The sequence below is a fragment of the Cellulosimicrobium sp. NPDC055967 genome, assembly GCF_042269845.1.
Taxonomy (GTDB): Bacteria; Actinomycetota; Actinomycetes; order Actinomycetales; family Cellulomonadaceae; genus Cellulosimicrobium.
In genome coordinates, this window is sequence record NZ_JBHJYJ010000003.1 from 175870 (window position 1) to 193052 (window position 17183).

Genomic DNA, 17183 nt, shown 5'->3' on the forward strand with positions numbered 1-17183 from the left:
GTACGCGAGATCGGCCCGAGCGTCCGAGATCGACCCTCAGGAGGTCGACGTCGTGACGGACGGGTCGATCTCGCGGAGGGGACGCCGGCCGAGCGCCCGCACCACCGCTGCGACGTCGGCCGGGGACTCCTCGGCCATGAAGTGCCCGGCCGTCGTCGTGAGGTGCTCCAGGTCTGGTGCCCAGCGGCGCCAGACGCCCGCGGCGTCGTACCCGAGCTGCGCGCCCCAGTCCTGCTGGACCACGGTGACGGGCATGGCGAGCCGGTCGCCGGCGTCGAGCGACGCCTGGTCGTGCACGACGTCGATCGTGGCGGTCGCGCGGTAGTCGGCCACGATCGAGTCGACGGCGTCCCGGCTCGCCTCCAGGTAGTGGGCCCTGACGTCGGCGGGGATTGACGCGGGGTTCCGGGTCCACGCGTCGAGGAAGTGCCCGAAGAACGCGTCGGCGCTGCGGCGGATCATCGCCTCGGGCAGGCCCGGCGGCTGGGCCATGAGGTAGAGGTGGAACGCGACCGCCGCGTCCACGCCGTGGAGCACGCCCCACGTGTCGAGCGTGGGCACCACGTCGAGGACGCCGAGGTGGCTCACGCGGTCCGGGTGGTCGAGCGCGGCACGGAACGCGACGAGCGCGCCCCGGTCGTGGCCGACGAGGACGAACCGGTCGACGTCCATCGCGTCGGCGAGCGCGACGACGTCGTTCCCCATCGTGCGCTTGGCGTAGACGTCGGGCGTGGTCGCCGCGGGCTTCGCGCTGTCGCCGTAGCCGCGCAGGTCGGGCACGACGACGCGGTGGTCGCGCGCGAGGTCGGCGGCGACGTGCCGCCACATGTGGCGCGTCTGGGGGAAGCCGTGCAGCAGGACGACGGGTGTGCCCTCGCCCGCGGTCTCCGCGCGCAGCGCGACGCCGGGCGCGACCTCGACGGTGCGGGTCTCGAAGCCGGGGATGTGCATGGGGTGGGTCCTCTCTCGGGGCGGTGCGGGCCGCCGCAGGTCGTGCCCGGACGGCTGTGACCATCCTCGGAGCGGCGGATCAGCGTCCGATCAGTGCCGCGGGCCGCCGTTCCGCGCGCACGCGCCGTCGCCTTCGTCGCCGCGGCGCGGCCCAGCGAGAATGGCCGGGTGGTGGAGCTGCGCGTCGAGGTGCTCGGGCCCGTCCGGCTGCTGCGCGATGGCGCGGAGGTCGACCCGGGCGGGCCTCGTCAGCGCGAGCTCCTGGCGCGGCTGGCCGCCGCACGCGGTCGCCCGGTCTCGTTCGAGCGGCTCGCGGCGGACCTGTGGGACGACGACGCGGAGCACGACCCCCGCGCCCGGCGCGGTGCCCTCGCGACGTTCGTCGGCGACCTGCGCCGCCGCCTCGAACCCGAGCGGGCACCGCGCACGCGGCCGCGCGTGCTCGTCACCGAGCACGGCGGCTACGCGTTGCGGCTCCCGGACGGCGCGCTCGACGCGGCGCGGCTGGAGTCGGCCGTCGCCCCGGTGGGTGGACCGACGACGCACGGTCCGGACGCCCCCGCGCCCGGCGCCACGCCGGGGATCGGGGCCGGGGACGCGCCGTCGGGCACGCGTGCTCTGCGCGACGCGGTCGCGGCGTGGCGCGGCGAGCCGTACGCCGACCTGCCGGACAAGGAGTGGGTACGGTCCGAACGGCGGCACCTCGCCGAGGTGCACGCGCGGGCGGTCGAGCTGCTCGCGGAGGCGCTGCTCGCGGACGGACGCCCGGCCGAGGCGGTCGCGGCGCTCGACGCGCACGCCGCCGCGCACCCGTGGCGCGAGCACGCGTGGGCGCTGCTCGCGCTCGCGCTGTACCGCGAGGGGCGCCAGACGGACGCGCTCGCCGTCGTGCGCGGCGCGCGTCGCCGGCTCGCCGACGAGCTCGGCCTCGACCCGGGACCGGAGCTCGCGCGTCTCGAGCGCGACGTGCTCGACCAGGCTCCGTCGCTCGACGGCCCGACGCCGGGGCCCCGCCTCGCGGTGACGGCCCCGACCTCGCGCACGCAGCTGCGGTCCACGGTCGACGTCGCGCGCACGCTCGCGATCGCCGGGGGAGACCACCTCGCGACCGCGCAGCAGCAGCGGGTCGCCGCGGCGCTCGCCGCCGAGGCGACGGGCGACCCGGTGCTCACCGCCCGCACGGTCACGGCGTACGACGTCCCCGCCGTCTGGACGCGCAGCGACGACCCCGAGGCGGCCGGCGCGCTCGTCGGCGTCGCGCGGCGCACGCTGCGCCGCCTGGGCCCCGACGCGGCGCCGGTCCTGCGGGCGCGGCTGCTCGCCGTCGTCGGGATCGAGCACCGGGGGACGCGCGACGCGTGGGCGTGGGCCGCGGCCCAGGACGCGGTGGGCGTCGCGCGCGACGTCGGCGACCCGGGGACGCTCGCGCTCGCGCTCAACGCCCGGTTCCTCCAGTCGTTCCAACGCCCGGGCGCGGGCGCGGAGCGGGAGACGACGGGTGCCGAGCTCGTCGCGCTCGCCGCCGCCCACGACCTGCCGACGTTCGCGATCCTCGGGCACCTCGTCCGGATGCAGGCCGCCGCGGGGGCCGGGCGGTTCGGCGACGCCGACGCCCACGCCGCCGCGGCGGAGGACGTCGCGGCCGGGTACGAGTCGCCCGTGGTTCCCATGCTCACGGCCTGGTACCGGGCGATGCGCGACGCCGAGACCGCGCCGCCCGACGCCGCGGCGCGCGCGTACCGGGCCGCCGACGACCTGCTGGCCGGGGTGCGCATGCCGGGCGTGCGTGACGGGCTGCTCCCGCTCGCGCTGCTCACGGTCCGGCTCCGCCACGGCCGCCCGCTCGCCGGGCTCGGCGACCCGGGGCCGTACGCGCCGTGGGTCGAGCCGCTGCTCGCGCTCGACGCCGGCGACCGTCGCGGCGCCGCCGACCTGGCCCGCGCGGTCCCGGAACCCCCGGCGGACCACCTGTGCGAGCTGCGGTGGACGCTCGTGGCCGAGACCGCCGTTCGGCTCGGGGACGCGGGCCTGGCGGGGCGTGCCCGTCACGCGCTCGCGCGCGTGCCGGACGAGCTCGCCGGGGCGGGCTCGGGGCTCGTGTCCGCGGGCCCGGTCCGGGCGTGGCTCGACCGCCTCGACGGTCGCCGCGCGTAGGGTTGTCATCGCCGCCGGGGGTTCGCCCGATCAACGCTCCGGGAGCAGCCCTGCCACGAGTGCGTCGATGACGTCGTCGGCCGCGACGCCGGGGTCGATCGGGGTCGTGAGCAGGTCGAGGAGCAGCCCGTCGATCGCGTAGTGGAACAGGGCGATCTCGCGGGGCCCTCCAGGCAGGCCGGCCGACCGGTTGAACTCGACGTCGGCCTCGAACCCCGCGCGCAGCCACGGCCCGAGCAGGGCTGCGAGCTCGGGACGGCGGCCGGACTCGAGCCGCAGCTCGAACAGGGCCCGCGTGACGTCGGCGTCCGCCGACAGCCGGCGCACGATGTCGCGGAGGTAGTCCGCGAAGAGCGCGCGGTCCGGCTTCTGGGCGGCGCGTCGCTCCAGGTCGTCCGGTGTGGGCGCGAGGCGTGCGCCGATGCGCTCGAAGAGCCCCGCGACGAGGGCGTCCCGGCTCCGGAAGTAGTTCGACGTCGTGCCCGTCGGGACGCCCGCCTCCTCGTCGACCGCGCGATGCGTCAGGCCGCGCGACCCCTCGCGTGCGAGCACGGCGATGCCCGCGTCCGCCAGGGCGCTCCGCCGTGTGGAGTTCTTCGCCATGCGCTGACGGTATCGCAACCACTGCACCTGTTGTAGTCTCGTACCGACCACTTCACCTGTAGTAGTTGGAGAGATGATGCGAGAACTGACCTACTACGTCGCCGTCAGCCTCGACGGGTACATCGCGGGTCCGGACGGCGAGTTCGACGCGTTCCTCGCCGAGGGCGACCACATGCAGCCGATCTGGGCGCGGTACGGCGGCACCGCGCCGACGGACCTGGCCGCCGCCGCGGGGCTCCCGCTCGTCGACAGCCCCTTCGACACGGTCCTCATGGGGTGGAACACCTATGCCGTCGGGCTCCCCGACCACCACCTGACGAACCCCTACCGCCACCTGCGGCAGGTGGTCTTCACCCGGTCGCACGAGGCGCCGAGCGGGAGCGAGGGGGTCGAGTTCACGGGCTCCGACCCGGTCGAGACGGTGCGAGCGCTGAAGCGCGAGGACGGCAAGGGCATCTGGCTGTGCGGCGGAGGCGCGCTGGCCGCGGTGCTCGTCGACGAGATCGACCGGCTCGCGCTCAAGGTCAACCCGGTGATGCTCGGAGCCGGGATCCCGCTGTTCGGCGAGCGGACCTACGCACCCCTGTCCTGGCGGTCGACGAGCACGCAGACGTTCCGCTCCGGCGTGACGTTCGCGGAGTACGAGCGGGCGTGAGGCCCGGCGTGGTGCGGGCGCGAGGCTAGACGTCGAGCGGTCCCCGCACGACGGAGTCGCCCGAGTGCGCGGGGTCGCCGTCGAAGTGCTCCTCCGAGACGTCGACGACGGGGAACTGCGTGAGGTCCAGGCCGTCGGGCAGGTCGAACCGGCCCTCCGCGCCGTCGAGCACGCCGAGGCTCACGAGGCCGCTGAGGTCCTCGGCGAGGAGCCACACCTCGCGATACGTGCCCTCGGGCACCGGCGCATCGACCGTCACGACGACCTGGCGCCGCCCGTCGGGCTGCTCCTCGACACGCGCGTCGCCGCTCGCGTCCTCCCAGTCGGGCAGCGGGTCGAGCGTCGCGCTGGCCACCGTCGTCTCGGGCGGCTCGGCCTCGCGCCGCTCCCACAGGACGCCGCCCGCGACGCCCACGAGGAGCGCGGCCGAGGCCGCCGCGACCGGTACCCAGACCCGTCGGCGACGCGGTGCGAGCGGCACGACGACGGCCCCCGCGCGCTCGCCGTCCGGCGCGTCGGCACGGGACGGGGTGACGGCGGCGGGCTCGTCGAGGTCCGTGCTCGCCGTAGGCAGGTCGAGCTCGGCACGGATCGCGGACCACACCGCCGGGGGCGGCTCGACGAGCTCGTCGGGCGCGTCGGCGCCGTCGAACGCGTCGGCCACGCGCGCGAGCCGGGCGGCGGCGTCGGCGCACTCCGCGCAGGAGGCGAGGTGCGCGCGCGCGTCGTCGTCGAGCACGTCCTCGCCGAGCGCGAGGAGCGCGAGGGTCTCGTCATCGATGTGCTGCACCGTCCACCTCCAATCGGTCGCGCAGCCGGATCAGGCTCCGTCGTACGTGGCTCTTGACCGTACCCAGCGGGAGGCCGAGCTCCTCGGCGATCTGCACGTGCGTCAGGTCGCGGAAGAACGCGAGCTCGAGGATCGTCCGGCCGGGATCGCCGAGCCGCCGCAGCTCGTCGGAGAGGAGCACGCGGTCGGCGACGCGTCCGACGTCGGCGTCCTCGTCCACGGCGGGCCGCGGCTCCGTCGCGGCCGCCTGCTCGGACCGTCGCACCCGGGCGCGGGCCTCGTGCGCGTCGGCGACGGTGTGCCGCGTGATCCCGACGAGCCACGCGGGCAGCCGCGCGCGGTCGGGGTCGAACCGCGACCGGCCGCGCCAGGCCGCGACGAACACCTGCTGCGTCACGTCCTCCGCGTCGGCGCGCGTGCCGAGCGACCGCAGGGCCAGGGTGTGCACGAGCGCGGACCACCGCCGGTAGGCCTCCGCGAGGGCGCCCTCGTCGCCGTCCGCGAACGCGCGGCCGAGTCGCCACAGGTCCGGGTCGGGCGTCCCGGTCTCGGTCACGTTCAGGGCGGGTCCTCGAGGGTCGGCGCCGACCGCGCGGGCGGCAGCGGCGAGCGGGTAGCAGCGATCGTAGCGCCGGGGCGGTCGTACGCTCGCGGGGCGCCCCGCGGGCGCCTGCCGACGAGGGGCGTCACCGGACGGGCGTCGCCGTCACGACGACGTTGTCCGAGTACGAGCGCCGGTTGCGGTCCCACGCGCCCCCGCACGTCACGAGCACGAGGCGGCGCTCGCCCGTGCGGTCGAAGAGCTCGTCGAGCGGGACGTCGGGCTTGGGGACGCTCCGCACGTCCGTCACTGTGTAGGTGTACGAGGCGCCCGTCGCGTCGACGACGTCGACGCGCGCTCCCGTCGTGATCTCCGCGAGCCGGGCGAACGGCCCGACGCCGTCGGGGTCGTCCACGTGGGCCGCGACGACCGTCGTGCCGGCGGGGCTCGCGGGTGCCGGGCCGAACCGGTACCACGCGGCGACGTCCCCGCTGCCCGGCAGGGCCATCCGGCCCTCGGGGTCGACGCCCGCCGGCTCGACGGGGAGGTCGACGTCGAGGTCGGCGACGACGACGCGCGTGGGCGCGGGCGGCGCGGGGTCGGGCACGTCCTGGGCTGGTCGGACGGGCACGTCCCGGGTGGGCCCGGACGGGCCTGCGGTCCCCGCCCCGCCCCGGCCGGGGGCCGGGACGGGCGGGGTGTCGGCCGTCGGTCCGAGGAGTCCGTCGGCCGGCTCGTCGGCGGACGGCGGGGAACATCCGCCGACGACCGCTGCGGTGACGAGCACCGCCCCCAGGAGGGTCAGGAGCCGGTCCCGCGCACCCCGGGCGGGGCGCACGGGACCGGGGTTCGTGCGCTGCGTCATGCGTCCCGGTCGCTCCGGACGGGGTGCGTGGCGTGCGCGTGCTGCTCGCGCCATGCGCGCGCGAGCATGACGACCGCCGCGACGAGCAGCAGCCCGAACAGGGACGCGCCGAACGCGATCACGATGCCCGTGGCGGTGCTGCTCGGTGCCTCGGCCGCGAGGCCGGAGAGGCCCGCGGGCACGCCGGACGGCGACGAGTGGAGCCCCTCGACCGTCTGCGTGGCGAGCGCGAGGTTGCCCGCCTCGAGGCTGCCCCACGCGTAGGCGATCGTGTTGACGCCCTCGGCGACCGTGAGGTCGGCCGGCCCGAGCACCGGGTCCGTCGTGCCCGCGGCGGCGATCGACGCCGACACCGTGCCGGCCGGCAGGTCGAGCACGGCCTCCTTCGGGTTCTCGAGCCCCGTGACGACCGCGGTGCCGCCCGCGAGCACGTCGACCGCGGGCGCCGCCGCGACGTGGCGCACGGTCAGGCGGCCCTGGCCGGCCGCCGTCGGCTCGGTCGAGTTGGTGAAGAGCGTCGCGGTCGGATCGCCACCCGCGTCGAGGTGCGCGACGGCGGTGTAGCTCGTCCCGGCCGCGAGCTCGAGGTCGACCGGGCCGATGACCGGGGAGCTCGTGTCGGTCGCGTCCGGCGCGGTGATCGCGACGCTGTAGGACCCGGCCGGGAGGTCGAGCGGGCCGGCGAGGTCGCCCGGCTGGAAGTCGTCGAGCGTGAGCTCGTCGTTCACCCAGACGTCGACGGGGGTGTCGGGCACGCCGTGGAGGACGGAGAGGGAGGCGCCGTCGGCGGTGGCGGCGTGGGCCGGGAGCGCGAGAGCTCCCACCCCGGCGAGGGTGGTGACGAGGGTGGCTGCGCCTGCGAGCGCGGCGCTGCGTCGTGCGGTGCGGTGCATGGTGTCCTCCGGTTGCGGGGCCCGGTCGGGACCGGGCGCTCGGGCTGTTGACACCCCCTCTTCCGGCGGGGAGGCCCGCGCGGATGCAGCGTCTCGGCACGAGTTCTCGGACGGCCGCGGGCGCTCGGCAGACCGGTGTCGGGGCAGGGAACCGCGCCCGTCGGGCAGGTGAACTTCGCGGACGGGGTCTTGAGGCGGCCCGGTCCGGCACGTACCGTGGGCGCGGCGAGGCGGAGCAGCCTCGGCACGACCCCCCAAGGAGAGCTTTCGTGGCCAGACCATCTGCCGCGCGTCTTGACAGCGCTGTCGGACGACGCGGGGCCAGCCCGACGTCCGACCCCCACCCCCGACGAGGCCGCCGCAGCCGGCTCGGCGGAGCCCTCGCCGGGGCGCTCGCCGCGGCCCTCGCGGTCGGCGTCCTGCCGCCCGCCGCCGCGGTCGCAGCCCCCGCGGCGCCCTCCGCCGAGAGCGACCTCGCATCGCTCGTCGACGTGTTCGTCGGCACCGAGGGCGACTTCGGCAACGACATGCCCGCCGCGCAGGCACCGAACGGCCTCGCCAAGGTGAACCCGCGCACGACCCCGGGCCGCAACAACACCGGCTACGACTACGCGCAGTCGAAGATCTCGGGCTTCACGCACACCAACCTCGACGGGGTGGGGGGCTCCGGCGGCGGCGGTGACATCCTCGTGGTCCCGACCTCCGGGTCGTACACCGCGCGGCCGGGCACGGGCACCTACGCGCACACCTTCTCGCACGACGACGAGCAGGCCGGCCCGGGCTTCTACTCCGTCGGGCTCGGCAACACCGCGGGCAAGGACGGCGCCATCGCGGCCGCGCCGGGCACCATCGAGGCCGAGGTCGCCGCGACCACGCGCTCGGGCGTGCACCGCTACGCGTTCCCCGAGGGCTCGACGCCGAGCCTCGTCGTCGACCTGGAGACGAACAACACGAGCCGCCGGTCGTCCTCGGTGCAGGTCGAGACGCGCGCGGACGGCACCGTGGAGCTGTCCGGGCAGGTCACGGGCTACTTCTACAACGCCGCGTACACGCTGTACTACACCGCGCGCACGCTCCAGCCCGCGACGGTGCAGACCTGGGGCGACGACGACAAGCTCGTCGACGCCACGGCCCAGGACGGCGTCGACACCGGCGCGGTCCTCACGTTCGACCCGGCCGACGCGGGGGACGTCGGCCTGCAGGTCACGCTGTCGCCGGTGAGCGTCGAGCAGGCGCGGATCGACCAGCAGGTCGAGCTCGGGGAGCTGTCCTTCGACGCGATCCGTGACCGCACGCGGGCCGAGTGGAACGCGACGCTCGGGCGGGTCGCGATCGACGCCTCGACGGCGACGGACCCGACGGGCGAGCTCCAGCAGCTCTTCTACACGCACCTCTACCGCATGTTCGCCATGCCGATGAACGCGACGAGCACGTCGGGCACGTACCGCGGCGTCGACGGCGCGGTGCACGCGGCGCAGGGCTTCACGTACTACGACTCGTGGGCCACGTGGGACGACTTCCGCAAGTTCTCCGTCATCGCCTACATCGACCCGGCGCTGTACCGCGACATGGTGCAGTCGCTCGTCTACCTCTTCGCGGACGCCGAGGCGACCGGCACGGGCAGCGGCCTCGGCGGGTTCGTGCACTCGGTCCCGACCGTCCGCTGGGAGCGGTCGTCCGTCGTGGTCGCCGACGCGATCGCCAAGGGCTTCGACGGGTTCGACCGCCTCGACGAGGCATACCCGGCGCTCAAGCGGCTCGCCGGGCAGTACAGCGCGGACGAGCTCCAGCGCGGCTACGTGGCGGGCAACCCCGGCGCGTCGGTCCAGCGCGGCTACGACCAGTACGGCCTCTCCGTGATCGCGGACGAGCTCGGCCTGACGGACGAGGCGCAGTCGATGCGCGAGCAGGCGTCGTGGCCCATCGAGAAGCTCACCAAGCCGGGCGCGTGGACCGCGGCCGACGGCACGCAGGTCGGCCTGCTCACGCCGCGCGCCGCCGACGGCTCGTGGCAGACCGCGGACTACGCGAAGTTCGAGGCCGCGAGCCTCTACCAGGGCACGCTCTGGCAGTACCACTGGTACGACGCGTACGACATGGACGCGCTGATCGAGGCGATGGGCGGCCCCGAGGCGGCCCGCCTCGCGATGCGCCACATGTTCGGCGAGCACGCGCCGGACGACGGCAAGGCCATGCTCCACTCGAACGCCAACGAGATCGACCTGCAGGCGCCGTACCTGTTCAACTACACGGGCGAGCCGAGCCTCACCCAGAAGTGGGCGCGCGCGATCTACACGAAGGAGACCTGGAACCGGTACATCGCGACCGGCTCCTCCAGCGCGGTCCCGAGCGGCGGCGGCGAGTTCACGCCGCCCGTGAAGACGAAGGTCTACCAGCTCGACCCGCGCGGCATGCTCCCCACGATGGACAACGACGCCGGCACGATGTCGACGATGTTCGTCGCCGCGGCGGTCGGCCTGTTCCCGGTGACCGCCGGGTCGGACGAGTTCCAGATCGGGTCGCCGTTCTTCGACTCCACGACCATCACGTACGACGACGGCAGCGCCTTCACGGTGACGGCCGACGGCGTCTCCGAGGACGCGTTCTACGTCCAGTCCGCGACGCTCGACGGCGCACCGTTCGGCAACACGTGGGTCGACTACGCGACCGTCATCGGTGGCGCGGACCTCGCGTTCCGCATGGGCGAGCAGCCGAGCGACTGGGGCACGGACACCGAGCCCGCGTTCTCGATGAGCACCGCCTCCGACGAGCCCGCCGAGGGGCCGCGCGTCAGCGCCGACCCGACGACCGTGCAGACCGGCGACGGCGGCGCGCTCGACGCGACCGTGACGCTCACGCTCGACGGCGCGCGGTTCGCCGCGTCCGTCGGCACGGACCTCGTCGCGAGCGGGGCGGCGAGCGTCGTCGGGCTGCCCGACGGCGTCACGGCGGCCGTGACGGTCACGTCACCGACCGCGCTCACCGTCTCCCTGACCGGGACGGCGTCTGCCGACGCGCGCTTCTACGTCCACCTGGGCGACGGCGCGCTCGCCGACGGCGTCGCCGCGTCGTCGCTCCGCGGCCAGGGCGTCTCCGTGCTCTCCCCGCTGCGCCTGTCCGCCGCGTCCGCCGAGCGCGACGCGCTCGCCGGTCTCGTCGACGACGCCGTGCTCGTGCGGCACGGGAACTACTCCTCGGTGACGTTCGACCGGTTCTCCACCGCGCTGACCCAGGCGCAGGACGCCCTCGCGGACGAGGCCGCGACGAGCATCGCGCTGCGGTTCGCCGCCGACCGGCTGGGCGCGGCGATCGACGCGCTCGACCTCACGGGCGGCGGCTACCGCACGCTCGAGGCCGAGCAGTCCGAGGCGTGGTCGGGCGGGGAGCTGAAGAACGAGGCGAACAGCTCGTCCGGCAACCTCGGCGGCGTGCGCTCCGGGTCGTGGGTGCAGTACCGCGACATGACCTTCGAGACGGCCGCCGGGGACACCCCGCCGCGCTTCCTCACGGTCCGGTACGACACGAACTTCGCCCCGACGGACACGCCGAGCACCGTGCGCGTGCACGCGGGGGAGGTCGACGGCCCCGTGGTCGCGACCGTGGACCTGAAGGGCACGAGCGGCTGGGGCAAGTACACCGAGGTGACGGCGGAGCTCGGCGACGTGCAGGCGCTCGTCGACGCGAAGGCCGTCACGTTCGAGCTGCTCGCGCCGTCGGGCCGGAGCTGGGTCGGCAACTTCGACTGGTTCCGGTTCAGCACCGAGGACCCGGCGGCCCCGGGCCAGCCGGGCGAGTCGCCGACGGTGACGATCGAGGCCGAGGACTGGACCGCGAACTCCGGTCGCGGGCTCAAGAAGGAGTCCTCGACGTGGACGAGCGGGCCGGTGACGAACGTCGGCGGGACCGCGGACGGCGACTGGATCGCCTACGGCGAGGTCGACCTCGGTGAGCTCCCGCTCGGCGAGCTGTCGGTCCACTACGTGCACAACTCGAACCGGTCCGGGAACAGCTCGGCGCTGTCGGTGTACCTCGACGCGTTCGACCCGGAGAACCCGGGCGAGCCGTTCGTCACCGTGCCGCTGCCGACCACCGGGTCGAGCTGGACCGCCGACGGGACGGCGACCGTCGTCCTGCCGGAGACGGTGCAGGGGACGCACGAGGTGTTCGTGCGCCTGACGACCGAGGCGTACGCCGACCACCCGTACGTCGCGAACCTCGACAGCCTGACGTTCGCGCCGGGCGGCCCGACGTCGGTCGTCGTCGAGTCCGAGGCCTGGACCTCGAACTCGGGCCGCGGGCTCAAGAACGAGAGCTCGACCTGGACGAGCGGGCCGGTGACGAACGTCGGCGGGACCGCGGACGGCGACTGGCTCGCGTACGGCGAGATCGACCTCGGCTCCGCCGCGCTCGACCAGCTCTCCGTGCACTACGTGCACAACTCCAACCGGTCGGGGCGCAACTCCGCGCTGTCGGTGTACCTCGACGCGTTCGACCCGGCGAACCCGGGCGAGCCGTTCGTCACCGTCCCGCTGGCCAACACCGGGTCGAGCTGGACGACGGACGGCACGGCCGTCGTCGACCTGCCGAGCACGGTGCGCGGCACGCACCAGGTATGGGTGCGCCTGTCCACCGAGGCGTACGCCGACCACCCGTACGTCGCGAACCTCGACAGCATGCGGTTCTTCACCGACGCCTACGAGGTCGAGGTCCCGCCGACCGACACGGCCGCGCTCGCGGCGTCGATCGAGGGCGCCGAGGCGTTCGAGGCGGAGATCGAGCGGTACGGCCGCATCGACGCGGGTGTCTTCTCGCGCGAGCTCGCCGCAGCGCGGTCGTTGCTCGCCGACGCCGGTGCCGCCCAGGCGCAGGTCGACGAGCGGGCGCGCCGTCTCGGGCTGGCGACCGACCAGCTCGTGCCGGCCGAGCGTCGTCGGCTCGAGAACCTCGTGACGAGCGCGGAGGCCCTGACCGACGAGGGGTACAGCCCCGAGTCGTGGCAGGCGTTCCGCACGGCGCTCGCCGCGGCGACCGAGACCCGGGACGACGCCGCGGCGTCGGACGCGGCGCTGCGCGACGCACGCCTCGCGCTCCAGGGCGCGATCGACGCCCTGGAGGAGCCGGCCGACGTCGAGCTCGTCGAGGTCACGCTCAGCCCGCGCTGCCTCGCCGGGAAGCCGTACATCGCGGTCCGCGCGGTGAACGTCTCCGACGCCGCGGTGGACGTCGAGCTCGCCTCGGCGCTCGGGGCCAAGACGTTCTCGGACGTCGCGCCCGGGGCGAACGCCTACCAGTCGTTCGCCGCGCGCGGCGCGACCGGTGACCTCGTGGTCACCGTGACCGCCACCGGCCCGGACGGCGAGCAGACGGTCGAGCAGACGGTCACGATCCCGACCTGCTGACCCGCGCCCGACGTGCCCGCGTCACGGCCTCGTGCCGTGACGCGGGCACGCGCGTCTCCGCGGACGGGCGGGTCCTGGCGTGCGGCAGAATGCGCGGAGGTCGGTCCCGGTCCGGGGCCAGGCGACGGGGAGGCGTGCGATGACGGTCGTCGAGGTCAGGACGCCGGGGCTCGCTCCGGTGCGGGTCGGGGAGGGTCGCCCGTGAGCCCGCGCGGAGGACGGTGGCCGTTCGGCGGGCGCGGCGCGCGACGACCCGCCGCCGACGAGTCGCCTGCTGCTGACGCTCAGATGCGTCTGGTGACGGTGCTGGTGCAGGAGCTGGCGGCGGCCCAGACAGAGCATTGGGACGAGCTGTCGTATCGCGCGTCCGTCGTGGCCGACCGGACGCAGGCGCACGTGTCGCTCGTCGGCGGGTGGCCACCGGGTCGCGCGCAGGAGCCGACGTCCCCGGCTTTCCAGGAGGCCCTCGCGAAACTGCGGTCCGCTACCGCGCCGGCCGGCCTGGGCGCCTGGTTCACGATCTCGCTAACGGTGCGCGCCGACGGCGAGGTCGGCGTGTCGTACGACTTCGACACCGAGCCGTGGTTCCTGCCGCCCCCGGGCCCCGAGGACTACGCGAGGGACTTCGAACGGTTCCCGCGGTCGGTCGAGACGCAGCCGTCCTGGCTGCGCGAACGCCTCTCGTGGGCGCGCCTGACGCCAGAGCAGACGGTGCGGGCGAACAGAGGTGCATATGCGCTCCGGCCGTACCCGCCGGCACCGGGGGGCCAGCGGCACATGTTCACCGTCACGGTGACCCCGGAGGACGACGTCGAGGTGTACGACCACGCGTCCGGCGGCCGGGCGTTCGTCGACCGGCACGGCGCCGTCCGGCTCGCCGATCCGGACCGACCGATCCGTCCGGACTGACCGCGCCTACCGCGCGAGTGCCCACACCGCGTCGATCGTGTCGGCCTCGGTGGCGGTCTTGTCGTCGCGGTATCGGAGCACGCGCGCGAACCGGAGCGCGAGGCCGCCGGGGTAGCGGGTGGACCGCTGGAGTCCGTCGAACGCGATCTCGACGACCTGCTCGGGTCGCACGTGCACGACGTATCCGTCGTCGGAGGTCTCCAGCTCCCGGAAGCGGCGTGTCTGCCACTCCAGCATCTCGTCCGTCATGCCCTTGAACGTCTTGCCGAGCATGACGAACCCGCCGTCGGGGTCGCGCGCGCCGAGCCAGATGTTCGACAGCCACCCGCGGCGGCGACCCGAGCCCTGCTCGACCGCGAGCACGACGAGGTCGAGCGTGTGCCGCGGCTTGACCTTGACCCACCCCGCGCCGCGCCGCCCGGCCGCATAGGGGGTGTCGAGCGACTTCACGACGACGCCCTCCTGACCCTCGGCCACGGCGCCCTCGAAGAACGCGGCCGCGTCGGCGGGGTCGTCGGTGACGAGGCGCCGCACGGCGTGGGGGCCCGCGACGTCGTCGAGCACCGCGAGCCGGTCGCGCAGCGGCTCGTCGAGCAGGTCGCGGCCGTCGACGTGCAACACGTCGAAGAAGAACGGCGAGAGCTCGAGCGACGCCGCGAGCTCGGCCTCCTCGGCGGCGCTGCGCTCGCCCTGGGTCGCGGAGCGGGCGGCGGTCTCCTGGAACGGGCGCGGGACGCCGTCGGGCCCGACGACGAGCGCCTCGCCGTCGAGCACGAGCGCCCGGGCCGGGAGGGACCGCGTCGCGGCGACGATCTCCGGGACGCGCTCGGTGATGTCGTCGAGCGAGCGCGTGAAGACGCGCACGTCGTCGCCGTCGCGGTGCACCTGGATGCGGATCCCGTCGAGCTTCACGTCCACGGCCACCGCGGTGCCCGACGGCGGGTGCTCGCCCTCGGCGTCGCCCTCGCCGTCGCCACCGGGTCCCGCGCCGAGCTTCTCGAGCGCGGCGGCGACGTCGGGCGCGGACTGCGCGAGCATCGGCCGCACGGGACGGCCCACCGTGAGCCGGAACGTCGCGAGGGCCTCGGTCGCGGCCTCGGGGCTCCCGGCCGTCAGCGCGGCACGCGCGACCGGCCCCGTCGCGCCCGCGAGCATGACCGCGCGGCGCACCGTGTCGGCGGGCACCCCGGCGGCCTCGGCGACGGCGTCGACCACGACCGAGTCGAGCGCGCCCTGCCGCAGCTCGCCCGAGACGAGCCCCGCGAGGAGCGACTGCTCGCGCGCCGTCGCGGCACCGAACAGCGCCGCGGCCTCGGCCTGGCGGGCCGTCGCCGAGCCAGGGCCGGAGAGGTCGGCCATGCGGGCGAACGCGGCGTCGACCGCGGTCAGGGTGAGGCTCGGCTCCTCGGCCGGGGTGGGCAGGTCGCGCAGCGAGCGCCACCCGAGTCCCGTGCGCCGCTGCCGCAGCTCGCCCGCGAGGTACGCGACGGCGATCTCCACCTCGTCGCGCGCGCTCCGGCCGTCGGTACCGTCGGCGTTGCCGGCGGTGCCGGCCGTGCCGACGTCGGCGGCGACGCGGCGCAGCAGGTCCGCGATGGCCGCGCGCTTGGCGAGGCGCGAGCGGGTGGCGGCGACGGCGTCGGACGTGGCGGCGACCTCGGCGAGCAGCATGCTCCATCCTCACGCCGACCACCCACGCCCGCCCGCGCTCCCTCAGGCGCCGAACCCGGGGTCGCTCCCGACGATCGAGGTCCCGTGGGGAGCAACCCCGGGTTCGGCGGCACCCGGCGCGTGGCCGGTCAGCGAGTGGGCGCCACCACGACGTCGACCGTCCCGACCGACGGCAGTGCGCGTCGCAGCGCCGTGTCGGCGGCGGCCGTGACCTGGTCGGCGGTGGCGACCGGCGTCTGCGGCGGCACGAGGACGCGCGCCTGGACGGCGAGGCGGTGCCCCGACCAGCGCAGCCGGACGTCGTCCACGCCCTCCAGCCCGTCCACGCCGTCGAGCGCGTGGCGCGCGCGGTCCGTGAGGTCCGGGTCGACGCCGTCGAGGAGCCGGCGCCCGACGTCGCGCGCGGTGCCCCACAGGAGCACGAGGATCGCGACGGTGATGAGCAGGCCGACGAGCGGGTCCGCGAGGGGGAGACCCGCGAGGACGCCCAGCGCGCCGAGCACGACCGCGAGGGACGTGATCCCGTCGGTGCGCGCGTGCACGCCGTCCGCGACGAGCGCCGCCGAGCCGATGCGGCGCCCCACCCGGATGCGGTACACGGCGACCGCCTCGTTGCCCGCGAACCCGACGACCCCCGCGGCGATCACCCAGCCGAGGTTGTCCACAGGCTGCGGATCCGCGAGGCGTCGCACCGACTCGACGCCCGCGACGACCGCCGAGAGGGCGATCATCGCGACGATGAACAGGCCCGCGAGGTCCTCGGCCCGGCCGTACCCGTGGGTGTACCGGCGCGTCGCCGCGCGGCGGCCGAGCACGAACGCGATCCACAGCGGCACGGCCGTGAGCGCGTCGGAGAGGTTGTGGACGGTGTCCGCGAGCAGCGCGACCGAACCGCTGACCGCGACGATGCCGAGCTGCGCCAGGGCCGTCGCGCCGAGCACCACGAGCGACACCTTGACCGCCCGGATGCCCTGCCCGCTCGCGACGAGCTCGTCGTCGATCGAGTCGGCCGCGTCGTGCGAGTGCGGCACGAACACCTCGTGCAGCCAGCCGCGCAGCCCACCCGGGTGAGGATGGTCGTGGTCGTGGTCGTGGTCGTGGTCGTGGTCGTGGTCGTGGTCGTGGTCGTGGTCGTGACCGACGACGGCCGGGCGGGTCGTGCTCATCGGTCCGCCGCCGTGGACGTGGCGGCCCCGGCGGCGGGGGAGGACCCGTCGACCGCGTGCGCGTCGTCGGCGTGGTGCGCGGGGTGGTCGTCCACGGCGTGCTGCGCCTGGAAGACGGCCTGGGTCACGAGCGTGCGCGCGTGCTCGTCGACGAGCGAGTAGAAGACACGGTTGCCCTCCTGGCGGGCGCGGACGATGCGACCCCAGCGCAGCTTGGCGAGGTGCTGCGACACGGCCGTCGGCGACTTGCCGACGATCTCCGCGAGCGCGTTGACCGGCAGCTCGGCGTCACGCAGGGCGAGGACGATCCGGACGCGCGTCGCGTCCGCGAGCAGCGAGAACACCTCCGTCGCGAGCTCGACGTACTGGCTCTCCACCCCGAAGGTGCACCCCTTCGTATCTTCACGCATACGCAGATACTAACGGAGCGAGCTCCACCACGGCGCCGAACCGGGGGTTGCTCCCCACAGCCGCCGCGCCCTGAGGAGCAACCCCGGGTTCGGCGGCTCGGGCGCCGGGTGGGTCGGGGGCTGCGGCCGCGGAGAGGTGGTCGTGCTCGGTACAGGGTTTCCTGAATACAGGGGAG

The 17183-nt window shown here is 75.2% G+C and carries 13 protein-coding genes; 4 read left to right on the forward strand and 9 right to left on the reverse strand.

Going from position 1 to position 17183, the window contains the following annotated elements; all coding sequences use genetic code 11:
- Positions 1-36: 36 nt before the first annotated feature.
- Entirely contained in the window at positions 37-951 is a 915-nt protein-coding gene (locus tag ACFC2L_RS05620) for an alpha/beta fold hydrolase (protein WP_375823308.1), read from the reverse strand.
- Positions 952-1119: 168 nt separating this feature from the next.
- On the opposite strand from ACFC2L_RS05620, the gene ACFC2L_RS05625 reads away from it, so the two are divergent.
- Entirely contained in the window at positions 1120-3105 is a 1986-nt protein-coding gene (locus ACFC2L_RS05625) for a BTAD domain-containing putative transcriptional regulator (protein ID WP_375823309.1), read from the forward strand.
- 30 nt (positions 3106-3135) lie between these two features.
- Here the strand turns inward: ACFC2L_RS05625 and ACFC2L_RS05630 are convergent, their stop codons facing one another.
- Positions 3136-3708, reverse strand: a complete 573-nt coding sequence (locus tag ACFC2L_RS05630; RefSeq protein ID WP_047230940.1) for a TetR/AcrR family transcriptional regulator — start codon at positions 3706-3708, stop codon at positions 3136-3138.
- Positions 3709-3784: 76 nt separating this feature from the next.
- Between ACFC2L_RS05630 and ACFC2L_RS05635 the strand changes: the two genes are divergently transcribed.
- Positions 3785-4363, forward strand: coding sequence for a dihydrofolate reductase family protein (locus ACFC2L_RS05635; protein WP_375823310.1), 579 nt, complete (start codon positions 3785-3787; stop codon positions 4361-4363).
- Positions 4364-4388: 25 nt separating this feature from the next.
- Here the strand turns inward: ACFC2L_RS05635 and ACFC2L_RS05640 are convergent, their stop codons facing one another.
- From ACFC2L_RS05640 to ACFC2L_RS05655, 4 genes are all read right to left on the reverse strand, one after another.
- A complete protein-coding gene (locus ACFC2L_RS05640; protein WP_375823311.1) occupies positions 4389-5153 on the reverse strand; it encodes an anti-sigma factor domain-containing protein in 765 nt (254 codons plus the stop codon).
- On the reverse strand, positions 5137-5709 hold the full coding sequence (locus ACFC2L_RS05645) for an RNA polymerase sigma factor (RefSeq protein WP_375823312.1): 573 nt from the start codon (positions 5707-5709) through the stop codon (positions 5137-5139). The genes ACFC2L_RS05640 and ACFC2L_RS05645 overlap by 17 nt, the downstream gene beginning before the upstream one ends.
- Before the next feature lie 130 nt (positions 5710-5839).
- Positions 5840-6559, reverse strand: a complete 720-nt coding sequence (locus ACFC2L_RS05650) for a class F sortase (RefSeq protein ID WP_375823313.1) — start codon at positions 6557-6559, stop codon at positions 5840-5842.
- Complete coding sequence (locus ACFC2L_RS05655; RefSeq protein ID WP_375823314.1) at positions 6556-7452, reverse strand: DUF4397 domain-containing protein; 897 nt, start codon at positions 7450-7452, stop codon at positions 6556-6558. Before ACFC2L_RS05655 ends, ACFC2L_RS05650 begins: the two co-directional genes overlap by 4 nt.
- A 269-nt stretch (positions 7453-7721) precedes the next feature.
- On the opposite strand from ACFC2L_RS05655, the gene ACFC2L_RS05660 reads away from it, so the two are divergent.
- Positions 7722-12851, forward strand: a complete 5130-nt coding sequence (locus tag ACFC2L_RS05660; RefSeq protein ID WP_375823315.1) for a glycoside hydrolase domain-containing protein — start codon at positions 7722-7724, stop codon at positions 12849-12851.
- A 288-nt stretch (positions 12852-13139) separates the two neighbouring features.
- Positions 13140-13760, forward strand: a complete 621-nt coding sequence (locus ACFC2L_RS05665; protein ID WP_375823316.1) for a hypothetical protein — start codon at positions 13140-13142, stop codon at positions 13758-13760.
- A gap of 6 nt (positions 13761-13766) precedes the next feature.
- Here the strand turns inward: ACFC2L_RS05665 and ACFC2L_RS05670 are convergent, their stop codons facing one another.
- The 3 genes from ACFC2L_RS05670 to ACFC2L_RS05680 all read right to left on the reverse strand — a co-directional run bounded on the left by ACFC2L_RS05670 (position 13767) and on the right by ACFC2L_RS05680 (position 17007).
- The gene (locus tag ACFC2L_RS05670) at positions 13767-15431 is read right to left on the reverse strand and encodes an ATP-dependent DNA ligase (RefSeq protein WP_375823317.1); all 1665 of its coding nucleotides are present in this window, start codon (positions 15429-15431) and stop codon (positions 13767-13769) included.
- 128 nt (positions 15432-15559) lie between these two features.
- Entirely contained in the window at positions 15560-16597 is a 1038-nt protein-coding gene (locus ACFC2L_RS05675; RefSeq protein WP_375823318.1) for a cation diffusion facilitator family transporter, read from the reverse strand.
- Entirely contained in the window at positions 16594-17007 is a 414-nt protein-coding gene (locus ACFC2L_RS05680) for an ArsR/SmtB family transcription factor (RefSeq protein ID WP_375823319.1), read from the reverse strand. Before ACFC2L_RS05680 ends, ACFC2L_RS05675 begins: the two co-directional genes overlap by 4 nt.
- Positions 17008-17183: the final 176 nt, after the last annotated feature.

Bases quoted from the DNA above. Each gene is read 5' to 3' on its own strand.
- ACFC2L_RS05620 (WP_375823308.1), bottom strand. From the start codon at position 951: ATGCACATCCCCGGCTTCGAGACCCGCACCGTCGAGGTCGCGCCCGGC.
- ACFC2L_RS05630 (WP_047230940.1), bottom strand. From the start codon at position 3,708: ATGGCGAAGAACTCCACACGGCGGAGCGCCCTGGCGGACGCGGGCATC.
- ACFC2L_RS05635 (WP_375823310.1), top strand. From the start codon at position 3,785: ATGCGAGAACTGACCTACTACGTCGCCGTCAGCCTCGACGGGTACATC.
- ACFC2L_RS05650 (WP_375823313.1), bottom strand. From the start codon at position 6,559: ATGACGCAGCGCACGAACCCCGGTCCCGTGCGCCCCGCCCGGGGTGCG.
- ACFC2L_RS05655 (WP_375823314.1), bottom strand. From the start codon at position 7,452: ATGCACCGCACCGCACGACGCAGCGCCGCGCTCGCAGGCGCAGCCACC.
- ACFC2L_RS05665 (WP_375823316.1), top strand. From the start codon at position 13,140: ATGCGTCTGGTGACGGTGCTGGTGCAGGAGCTGGCGGCGGCCCAGACA.
- ACFC2L_RS05670 (WP_375823317.1), bottom strand. From the start codon at position 15,431: ATGCTGCTCGCCGAGGTCGCCGCCACGTCCGACGCCGTCGCCGCCACC.
- ACFC2L_RS05675 (WP_375823318.1), bottom strand. From the start codon at position 16,597: ATGAGCACGACCCGCCCGGCCGTCGTCGGTCACGACCACGACCACGAC.
- ACFC2L_RS05680 (WP_375823319.1), bottom strand. From the start codon at position 17,007: ATGCGTGAAGATACGAAGGGGTGCACCTTCGGGGTGGAGAGCCAGTAC.